The sequence below is a fragment of the Actinocorallia lasiicapitis genome (genome assembly GCF_054778695.1).
This window is the reverse complement of record NZ_BAAGZI010000215.1, coordinates 1-9787: the sequence shown is the minus strand read 5'-3', so window position 1 is coordinate 9787 and position 9787 is coordinate 1. Positions and strand designations below refer to the sequence as shown.

Below are 9787 nucleotides of genomic sequence, written 5' to 3'. Positions count from 1 at the left end.
TCGGAGCAGCCCGCCGAGAACGAGGCGTGCCTCGCCGCGTACGGCCGCACCCCGGCCCGGCTGCTGGCCGACGCGGGCGCGCTCGGCCCGCTGACGGTCGCCGTCCACGCCACCCATCTGACCGGCGACGACATCGGCCTGCTCGGCGCCACCATGACGGGCACCTGCATGTGCCCCACCACCGAACGGGATCTCGCCGACGGCATCGGCCCCGCCAAGCTCCTCCAGTCGGCGGGATCGCCGCTGTCGCTCGGCTCCGACCAGCACGCCGTCATCGACCTGTTCGAGGAGGCGCGCGCCCTGGAGCTCGACGAACGGCTCGCGACGCGCCGTCGCGGCACCTGGACGTCCGGGGAGCTCCTGACCGCCGCCACCTCCGCGGGCCACTCGGCTCTCGGCTGGCCCGAGGCGGGACGGCTGGAGCCCGGCGCCTACGCGGACCTCGTCACCGTCTCGCTGGACTCGGTCCGCCTCGCCGGCACCACTCCCGATTTCGCCCCCGAGTCGGTCGTGTACGCCGCCACCGCCGCCGACGTCTCCCATGTCGTCGTCTCCGGCCGTCCGATCGTCGCCCATGGGGCTCACCGCCTCATCCCCGACCTGCCCCAGGCCCTAGCCGCCGCGCTCCGGGAAGCCGTCGCCGACTTCTAGGGAGCCGGAAGGTTCGCGCAAAAATGGAGTAAACGGGGAATAGCCGAGGCGGCCGTTTTCACGAGTGAGATCATTTGGTTTGGTGGGAAATGTCCGGTGGGTAGGCTACAAATCGACAGGAGCTTCACCACTCGGAAAATGAGGGGGATTTTCGATGTCGGAAGAGAAGCGGGGCTTCGCCGCCATGTCTGACGAGGAGCGCTCCGAGATTGCCCGTAAGGGCAACGCGGCCGAGCCCGAATGGGCCAAGGCCGAGGGCGGTCGCAACAGCGGCGGGAACTTCAAGAACGACCCCGCTCGCGCCAAGGCCGCAGGCCGTAAGGGCGCCGCCGCCGAGCCCGAGTGGGCGAAGTCGGAAGGTGGCAGCAACAGCGGGGGCAACTTCAAGAACGACCCCGCCCGCGCCGCCGCCGCCGGTCGCAAGGGCGCCGAGGCCGAACCGGAGTCCGCCAAGCGCAAGGGCGGCCGGAACAGCCACAAGAACGACTAGCCGTCCCGCCGTCCTTATGACGGCCTGACGCACAGAAATGCCCCCGGCTCAAACCGGGGGCATTTCTAACTTTCCACCATGTAATACTCATACCAGGCCCCCGAAATATGCCAGTAGTCAAGCGATTCGTACCCCTCCCCCAGCGCAGGTATCGTCGCAGGCCCCCCAGGCGCATAAACGAACCCCCCATGCGAGAAGATCCACCCGGTCCCCGCAACCTGAAGCAGCACCGCAGACCCTTCCCGTTCCACGGCGACGACCCGGTAGGGCCCCGCCCGCCCCACCTTCCCAGATTCGGCGATCCCCCGAAGATCGTCATCGATCAGCGACAGGACAGCCCGCTCCGGCACCTCAGAAGCCACGAAGCCGAACGGCGTCGCCAGCAGCACGACGGGCACCAGCAGCCAGAAGCCACGACTGGCACGCCTGAACACCATGACGACCAGCCCGAGCCCGCACAAGGCGAACAGTGCCACCAACAGCCCGAACTGCACGAACCCCACAGTGATCGTCGCCCCGGCGTAAAGGCCCGCCAAGCAGAACACCCCGCACGGCAGAGCAAGCCAGAACGCACCGATCTTGGACGTCATGCGCGAACCTTAGGGGCGGCGGAATGCCCGGGTCATCCGACTCCCGGTGGATCCTGAGGCGGGTTCGGCTGCGACCTGAGGCCGACTCAGAAGGTGAAGGGTTGGTGGAGGACGCCGTTGTCGAAGTTGGAGAGGAGGAGGGTGGGTGGGGTGGTGGTGCGGAGGTGGGGGAGGCGGGTGAAGAGCTCGCGGAACATGATTTTCAGTTCCATGCGGGCTAGGTTGGCGCCGAGGCAGAGGTGGGGGCCGGGGCCGCCGAAACCGACGTGGGGGTTGGGGGAGCGGGAGATGTCGAAGACGTCGGGGTCGGCGAAGACCTCGGGGTCGCGGTTGGCGGCCTGGTAGAACATGACGACCTTGTCGCCCGCGGCGAACGTGTGGCCGTTCAGGGTGTACGGCTCCTTGAGCGTGCGGCGGAACTGGATGATCGGCGAGACATAGCGGACGATCTCCTCGATGGCCGGGCCGATCCGCGCCTCGTAGTCCTCCAGCAGCAGCGCGCGCTGGTCGGGATGGTCGGTGAAGAGCTTCAGGCCGTGGGCCAGGGCGTTGCGGGTGGTCTCGTTGCCGGCGACCAGCAGCAGATCGAAGAACGAGCCGAGCTCCCGCGTGGTCAGCGACTCGCCGTCCACGTTGGCGTTGACGAGCGCCGACACCAGATCGTCCTGCGGGTTCCCGCGCCGCTCCTCGCCCATCTTCGCCACCAGGCGGTGCAGATCGACGATCGCCTTCAGGTTGCCCGCGAGCAGCCGCAGGGTCCGCGGGTGGAGCAGCGAACCGCGCACCCCCGAGTACTCGGTCATCACGTCGATCCGCGACAGCACGTACGGACGGCGGTCGGGCGGGATCCCCATCATCGAGCAGATGACGTGGATCGGCAGCCGCGCCGCGACCTGCGCCACGAAATCGGTCGGCCCCGCCCGCTCCACCTCGTCGACGATCATCGTGGCGGTCGCCTGGATGTCGTCCTGGATCTTGGCGAGCATCTTCGGGCTGAACGCCCGCGACACGATCCGGCGGAGCCGCCCGTGCCGCGGATCGTCCATGTTGACCATCGGCCGGCCGAACAGCCAGGAGATGAACGGCGGCGGCTCCGGCGACGTCGCCGCCGGCTCACTGGAGAAGATCTTCGCGTTTCTGCTGACCTCGACGACGTCGGCGTGCCTGGTCAGCGCATAGAAGCCCTTGCCGGCGCGGATCAGCGGGATCCGCGGTTCGGCGCAGAACACCGGTTCGGGGAGGGCGCGCAGCCGGGCGAACTCGGCGTGCCGTTCGACGTGCGGACGTTCCCAGAACTCGATGCCGACCAGGTCCGTGCTCACCGGTCCACCCACCTCACCTCGTACGGCTGAAGATCAAGCTGGACGGTTCCGACGGTCGTGGAGACCGGCTGGCCGGTCGTGTTGACGACGACCAGTTCCTGCTTGCTCGACAGCGCCCTCACCGACTTGGACGCCGCTTCCACCGGCATGAGTTCGGTGCCGGGCGGGAACCACTTCGCGAAGTTCTGCAGCATCTCCAGCGGCGGCAGCCCCTGCCCGGAGCCGTCCCACAGGCAGCCGGCGCACGGGGCGGGCGCCCCCTGCGGGCTCCAGTACAGCGCGCCGGACGCCCCCGAGGAGGCGAATTCCATCATCGCGACGGTCTGCACGGCGTTGAGCCGGTTCGCGGCCCAGCCGGCGTTCGGCGGTTCGACGTACCACTCCGACCAGACGACGGGCAGGTCGCCGGTGTTGGCGCGCAGCCACCGGGTGACGGCCCCGAACTTGCCGGTCGCGGTGAACTCGTCGGCGTGCGCGGTGCGGTCCTCGGGCAGGGTCGATCCGTCGACGACGACGAAGTCGGCGCCCTTCTTGTGCTTGAACCAGTAGGTGATCGCGTCGAGGGCGCGCTGGTCGGCGGCCCCCCAGTCGCCTTTCAGCTCCCTGGACGCCTCGCCGCGCGCGTTGGCGTAGCTGTTGACGACCATGTACGGCCCGCCGACCTTCGCCTCGGGGTTGGCGGCCTTCACCGCGGTGTAGACCTTGTTGTAGAGCTCGGTGTAGCCCTCGTAGTCCCAGCGGTTCCTGCCCTGGTTGAAGAAGCCCTTGAACTCGTTCCAGACCATGAAGTACTTGACGTCGGGGTACCGTTTCGCGACTTCGCCGGCCTGGTCGGCGAACGCGTCGAAGAACTGGGCGGTGGGCGCGTCGTTCAGGTGCGACCAGTCGGTCCTGCCGGGCGGGCCGCCCTTCATCCAGTCGGGCGCGCAGCACAGCGTGATGACGGGGGTGCCGCCGGACGCCCGCATCAGCGCGACCCGCCGGTCGAGGGAGCTCCAGTCGTACCGGCCGGGGGTCTCCTGCGGGTTGAGCGCGCCGAACCCCATGATGTGCTGCGCCTGGAGCAGCGGCTGAGCGGCGATCGCGGTGGGCGCGCCGGGGGACTGCTCGGCGCTGTTCTCGGTGTGGGTGAAGCCCCAGGCGGGCCAGGGGAGCCCGTCGGCGATCGCGCCGACGGGCCGGTCGTCGATCTTCGGAGTGTCGTCGCCGCCGCGCACGAACAGGAAGACGGCCGCGGTGAGGATTCCGGCCAGCGCGGCGTCGAGCGCGACCAGCCAGATCGGGGTGCGGCGGCCGTGCCGGCCGCGGCGGGTCGAGGCGAGGTGGCTCGTGGTCTGCGGGGGGCCGCTCACGGGGTGCTCCAGGGGGCTGGAAAATTCGGGCTTCCGTCTCCATTAGAAGGTTCAATCATCGGCTCGGGTTCGTCGAGCGGCCGTCTTCTCACCCGATTCTCAGAACTTCCCGGCCCTTACCGGAGCAGGACGCTTCCGTGACTGCGGTCACCGGAGTCTGGCGTGGACGTGAGATCCCGCCCCGGTCCGCCCCCGCTCAGCGGACCGGGCGCGGGGATCACCCCTCCCGTTCCTCCGCGTCCTTCCGGGCCTGGTCGGCGAGGAGTTCGCGGAGCCCCGGCTCGTCGTCGGACGCGAGCGTCATGGCGAATCCGGCCTGGAGCTGAGCGTCCGTCAGGTCGCCGCTCCTGGTCGCGTACCACCGACCCGCGTCACTCCGCCAGACCAGCCACCCCGGGTATTCCGCCTCGATGATCGCTTTCAGGTCTTCGAAGTCACCCATGTGGGCGGTCCCTTCCCCGAGCACATCGTTCCGTATACAAATGTGAATCGAGGAAGGAGAAGCGTCAAGCTGTAGGTAAGTGGAACGTTTCTCCAGCGGCCACATGGGGAGGTGTCGCGACTGGTGCCGAGACCTGCCTATCTCCGTATCGCGGACGAGCTGCGCCGGGGCATCCGTGACGGGAGTCATCCCCCGGGAGGGAGACTTCCCACCATCGCCGCGCTCTCCAGCACGCACAACGTGTCGGAGATCGTGGTGCGCCAGGCGGTGGCCGTCCTGCGTGGTGAGGGCCTGGTGGAGACCCGCCGCGGCGGGGGGACCGTCGTCCGGGTCCGGCCACCGGTCCGCCGGGTCGCGATGGACCGCTACCGGGTGGAGACCCATCCGCTGACGGTGCCCGCGACCTCCTTCACCCACGACCAGCAGATCACCTGGAACGACTACCGGCTGGACCGCGTCTACCGGCGGGTCCGTGCCGACACCGAGCTCGCCGCGCTCTTCGAACTCCCCGCGGGAACCCCGCTGCTGCGCCGCAGGTTCGTGTTCCACGCGCGCGGCGAGCCCCAGCAGATCTCGGTCAACTACCTGCCGTGGGACGTGGTGGGCGGCACGCCCGTCGCCGATCCGGCGCGCGAGCCGTGGCCGGGCGGCACCCCGGCCCAGCTGGCCTATCTCGGCCACCCGCCGACCAGGGTCGAGGAGGCCGTCCGTGCCCGGATGCCCACCCCCGAGGAGTCCGAGACGCTCCGGATGCCGGGAGGGGTGCCCGTCTTCACCATCACCCGCCGGATGTTCTCGGGCGAGCGGGTGCTCGAGGTGTGCCGGGACATCATCATTCCGGCCGACCGGATCGTCCTGGATTATTCGATAGATCTCTGATGTGACACCCGGACCCGGGCGGGCATGGAAACCTGCGGAATCGGAAGGGAGTTCGATGGCACGGGTGACACACGCGGAGATCGACCGGCTCGTACGCGGGGAGCACCACGACCCGCACGCCCTCCTCGGGGCGCATCCGGGACGCGACGGGGTGACGATCAGCGCGCTGCGGCCGCTCGCCGAACGCGTCGAGGCCGTCCTGCCCGACGGCACCCGCCACCCGCTCCGCCACCGGCACGCCGGACTGTTCACCGGCACGCTCCCCGCCGGCGCCCCGCTGACGCCCGGCGGGCCGCCCGAGGCCGTCCCGCAGTACCGGCTCGCCGTCACCTACGCCGACGGCGCCGAACTGCTCCAGGACGATCCGTACCGGCATCCGCCGACCCTCGGCGACCTCGACCTGCATCTCATCGCCGAAGGGCGGCATGAGGAGCTGTGGCGGGCGCTGGGGGCGCGGGTCAGGACTTACGGCGACATCACCGGCACGACGTTCGCGGTCTGGGCGCCCAACGCGCGCGGGGTCCGGCTCGTCGGCGACTTCAACCACTGGGACGGCGCCGCCCACCCGATGCGGTCGCTCGGCTCGTCCGGGATCTGGGAGCTGTTCGTGCCGGGCGTCGGGCACGGCGCCACCTACAAGTACGCGGTCCTCGGCGCCGACGGCCGATGGTGCGACAAAGCCGACCCGATGGCCCGCTGGACCGAGACCCCGCCCGCCACCGGCTCCCGCGTCCTCGCCGAAGCCCACGAGTGGGCCGACGCCGACTGGATGGACGCCCGCAAGGGACGCGACTGGAGCCGCGAACCGATGTCCGTCTACGAGGTGCACCTGGGCTCGTGGCGCAGCGGACTCGACTACCGGCGGCTCGCCGAGGAGCTCACCGCGTACGTGCTGGAGATGGGCTTCACCCATGTGGAGTTCCTGCCGGTCGCCGAACACCCCTACGGGCCGTCCTGGGGCTACCAGGTGACGTCCTACTACGCGCCCACCAGCCGGTTCGGCACCCCCGACGAGTTCCGCCACCTCGTCGACACCCTGCACCGCGCCGGCATCGGCGTGATCGTCGACTGGGTGCCCGCCCACTTCCCCAAGGACGAGTGGGCGCTCGCCAGGTTCGACGGCACCGCGCTGTACGAGCACGCCGACCCGCTCCGCGGCGAGCACCCCGACTGGGGCACCTACGTGTTCGACTTCGGCCGTCCCGAGGTCCGCAACTTCCTCGTCGCCAACGCCAGTTTCTGGTTCGAGGAGTTCCACGTCGACGGGCTGCGCGTGGACGCCGTCGCCTCGATGCTCTACCTCGACTACTCGCGCGACAGCGGCCAGTGGACCCCCAACGTGTACGGGGGCCGCGAGAACCTGGAGGCCATCGCGTTCCTGCAGGAGATGAACGCGACCGTCTACAAGCGCTCGCCGGGGATCATGACGATCGCCGAGGAGTCGACGGCCTGGCCCGGCGTCACCCGGCCCACCCATCTGGGCGGGCTCGGCTTCGGCTTCAAATGGAACATGGGCTGGATGCACGACACGCTCCGCTACGTCCGGCACGAGCCCGTCCACCGGCAGTACCACCACGGCGAGATCACGTTCTCGCTGGTGTACGCGTTCTCCGAGAACTACGTGCTGCCGTTCTCCCACGACGAGGTGGTCCACCAGAAGGGGTCGCTGCTCGGCAAGATGCCCGGCGACACCTGGCAGAAGTTCGCTAACCTGCGCGCCACCCTCGCCTACATGTGGGCGCACCCCGGCAAGCAGCTGCTGTTCATGGGCGGCGAGTTCGCCCAGGGCGGCGAATGGGCCGAGGAACGCTCCCTCGACTGGTGGCTGCTCGACGACGACCACCACAAGGGCGTCAGCCGGCTGGTGAAGGCGCTCAACGGGATCTACCGGGCCACCCCCGCGCTCTGGGACGAGCACGACACCGGCTTCCAGTGGATCGACGCGGGCGACGCCGCGGGGAACGTCCTGTCGTTCCTGCGTATCGGACGCGACGGCTCCAGGCTGGCGTGCGTCGTCAACTTCGCCGGGCAGCCGCACGAGGACTACCGGCTCGGGCTGCCCGTCGCGGGGGAGTGGCGCGAGGTGCTCAACACCGACTCCTTCGCCTATGCCGGCAGCGGGGTCGGCAACCTGGGCGTGGTCACCGCGACGGACGAGCCGTGGCACGGCCGTCCCGCCTCGGCGGTGCTCCGGGTGCCGCCGCTCGGCGCGCTCTGGCTCGCCGAACCGGAAGGTTCGGGCTAGCCGATCCGGTCGAGGAGCCAGCGCGGGCCGAGGATCTCCGCGCCGCGCGCCGCGCAGCGGGCCTTCAGCTCGCGGTCCGCGGTCACCACGTAGTACCGGGCGTCGGGGTCGACGCCGACCTGCTCGACGATCGTGTCGTCACCGCTGGCGGGCGCCGACACCACGGTCACGCCCGGCACGCCCTCCAGCCGCTTCGCCTGCCCCTCGACGACCAGCACCAGCTCCCGCAGCGCCGCGTCGAACGGCCCGAGCGGGACGGGGCCGAGCCCTGCCAGCCCGTCCCTGATCCGGGCGGCGGCGCCGAGCCGGTCGCGCCACCACCCGTCGGGACGGGATCCCATGACGTTCGCGGCGTCCACGACCAGCACGACCTTGGTGAGCATGGTCCGGAGCCTAGGCCAGGACTGCGCGAACGGCCGGAACAAACGCAGCCGTTCGACCTCCGCGGACCGGAACCAGCCCGCGTCCTTGCTCTCACTCGACTCGGGCCGTACCTCCGGCAGGCCCGCGCACGTGCCGATGACGGCCGTGTAGGTCCAGCCGCCGTGATCCTCGACGGCCAGCCCGTGCACCTCCACCAGGGACACGTCGAGGGAACTCTCCTCGACGGTCTCGCGGAGCGCGGCCGCCACCGGGTCCTCGCCGTGGTGCCGGCCGCCGCCGAACGTCCCCCACGTGCCGCCGCCGTTGCACCACCAGGCACGCTGCTGCAGCAGCACGTGCCCGCCGCTGTGCAGCAGCAGCCCGGCCGCGCCGTACCGCCCGCTGTGCACATGGCCGCGCTCGCACAAAGCGAAGCCCTCACTCATCAACCGAAACTCCCCCCGTCGCGTCGAAGTACACGAAACCACTAGGTTGGGATCTGCCGTTGGGGCCGGCGAAAGCACGACAAAACGGAGGCTACTCGTGGGCGAACCCCTCAGGCCGGACGACCCGCGCACCCTGGGCCGTTTCCAGCTCCTGGAGCGGCTCGGTGAAGGCGGTCAGGGCATCGTCTACCTTGGCACGGATCCCACGAGCGGGGACCGGGTCGCGGTGAAGGTGCTGAAGGCCGCCGACGCTGAGGCGCGCGGCCGGCTCGAACGTGAGATGAACGCCGTCCAGCGGGTCCGCCGCCGGTTCTGCGTCGCCCGCGTCATCGACTTCTCCTTCGACGGGGAGCGGCCGTTCGTCGTCAGCGAGTACGTCGAGGGGCCTTCGCTGTACGAGCGGGTCGCCCAGTCGGGGCCGCTGCGTGACGGCGATCTCGAACGGCTGCTGGTCAACACCGCGACGGGCCTGATCTCCATCCACGGCTCCGGTGTCGTCCACCGGGATCTGAAGCCCGCGAACGTGCTGCTCGGCCCGGACGGCCCGCGCGTCGTCGACTTCGGCATCGCCCGCCCCGTCGACCAGCACACCCTCAGCGGGCAGCTCGTCGGCACCCCGTCGTACTTCGCGCCGGAGCAGCTCGACGGCCGCCCTGCCTCGACCCGTTCCGACATCTGGGCGTGGGCGTGCACCATGGTGTTCGCCGCGACCGCGTTCCCGCCGTTCGGACCGTTCCCCGAGGACGGCCCCAATCTCGCCGTGGTCTTCCACCGGATCCTGCACGCGCCGCCCAGGCTCGGCCCGTCGCTGGCCGAGTGGGAGCCGCTGCTGCTGGCCTGCCTGAACCGCGACCCCGACCAGCGGCCCACCGCACGCCAGGTCTACGACCTGATCCTCGAGGCCGATCCGGACGTCGAAACGCCGCCCGCCGAACCGTCGGCGAGACCGTGGCTGCCGCCCCGCACCCCCGACCGGCCCGCTCCAGGGCCCGAGCACACCTCGCTCG

At 70.3% G+C, this 9787-nt stretch carries 10 protein-coding genes; 5 read left to right on the top strand and 5 right to left on the bottom strand.

The features are described from left to right. Together ACYVE7_RS21605 and ACYVE7_RS21600 are read left to right on the top strand one after the other, a co-directional pair. Positions 1-651: amidohydrolase family protein (locus ACYVE7_RS21605; protein ID WP_460366798.1), on the top strand; the 651-nt coding region annotated here is incomplete at its 5' end. 154 nt (positions 652-805) lie between these two features. Beyond that, positions 806-1141: a hypothetical protein gene (locus ACYVE7_RS21600; RefSeq protein WP_460366797.1), complete on the top strand. Its 336-nt coding sequence runs from the start codon at positions 806-808 to the stop codon at positions 1139-1141. A 65-nt stretch (positions 1142-1206) separates the two neighbouring features. On the opposite strand, the gene ACYVE7_RS21595 is transcribed toward ACYVE7_RS21600, so the two are convergent. The 4 genes from ACYVE7_RS21595 to ACYVE7_RS21580 form a co-directional block, all read right to left on the bottom strand. Next, on the bottom strand, positions 1207-1731 hold the full coding sequence (locus ACYVE7_RS21595; protein WP_460366796.1) for a hypothetical protein: 525 nt from the start codon (positions 1729-1731) through the stop codon (positions 1207-1209). 86 nt (positions 1732-1817) lie between these two features. Further along, entirely contained in the window at positions 1818-3053 is a 1236-nt protein-coding gene (locus tag ACYVE7_RS21590; protein ID WP_460366795.1) for a cytochrome P450, read from the bottom strand. Continuing rightward, positions 3050-4405 (bottom strand): glycoside hydrolase family protein, encoded by a 1356-nt coding sequence (locus ACYVE7_RS21585; RefSeq protein WP_460366794.1) that lies wholly within the window; start codon positions 4403-4405, stop codon positions 3050-3052. Before ACYVE7_RS21585 ends, ACYVE7_RS21590 begins: the two co-directional genes overlap by 4 nt. Before the next feature lie 217 nt (positions 4406-4622). After that, positions 4623-4847 (bottom strand): hypothetical protein, encoded by a 225-nt coding sequence (locus ACYVE7_RS21580; RefSeq protein ID WP_460366793.1) that lies wholly within the window; start codon positions 4845-4847, stop codon positions 4623-4625. A 123-nt stretch (positions 4848-4970) separates the two neighbouring features. Between ACYVE7_RS21580 and ACYVE7_RS21575 the strand changes: the two genes are divergently transcribed. Together ACYVE7_RS21575 and glgB are read left to right on the top strand one after the other, a co-directional pair. After that, complete coding sequence (locus tag ACYVE7_RS21575; RefSeq protein ID WP_460366792.1) at positions 4971-5726, top strand: GntR family transcriptional regulator; 756 nt, start codon at positions 4971-4973, stop codon at positions 5724-5726. Positions 5727-5781: 55 nt separating this feature from the next. Next, on the top strand, positions 5782-7971 hold the full coding sequence (glgB, locus tag ACYVE7_RS21570; protein ID WP_460366790.1) for a 1,4-alpha-glucan branching protein GlgB: 2190 nt from the start codon (positions 5782-5784) through the stop codon (positions 7969-7971). On the opposite strand, the gene ACYVE7_RS21565 is transcribed toward glgB, so the two are convergent. Next, positions 7968-8780 carry an NUDIX domain-containing protein gene (locus ACYVE7_RS21565; protein WP_460366789.1) on the bottom strand — a complete coding sequence of 271 codons (813 nt, stop codon included), beginning with the start codon at positions 8778-8780 and terminating at the stop codon, positions 7968-7970. The two genes, glgB and ACYVE7_RS21565, sit on opposite strands and share 4 nt — an antisense overlap. A 97-nt stretch (positions 8781-8877) precedes the next feature. Between ACYVE7_RS21565 and ACYVE7_RS21560 the strand changes: the two genes are divergently transcribed. After that, the coding region (locus ACYVE7_RS21560; protein ID WP_460366788.1) for a serine/threonine-protein kinase at positions 8878-9787 on the top strand (910 nt) is incomplete at its 3' end.

Excerpts from the sequence above, each read along its gene's own strand:
- ACYVE7_RS21600 (WP_460366797.1), top strand. The coding sequence starts at position 806 with ATGTCGGAAGAGAAGCGGGGCTTCGCCGCCATGTCTGACGAGGAGCGC.
- ACYVE7_RS21595 (WP_460366796.1), bottom strand. The coding sequence starts at position 1,731 with ATGACGTCCAAGATCGGTGCGTTCTGGCTTGCTCTGCCGTGCGGGGTG.
- ACYVE7_RS21580 (WP_460366793.1), bottom strand. The coding sequence starts at position 4,847 with ATGGGTGACTTCGAAGACCTGAAAGCGATCATCGAGGCGGAATACCCG.
- glgB (WP_460366790.1), top strand. The coding sequence starts at position 5,782 with ATGGCACGGGTGACACACGCGGAGATCGACCGGCTCGTACGCGGGGAG.
- ACYVE7_RS21565 (WP_460366789.1), bottom strand. The coding sequence starts at position 8,780 with ATGAGTGAGGGCTTCGCTTTGTGCGAGCGCGGCCATGTGCACAGCGGG.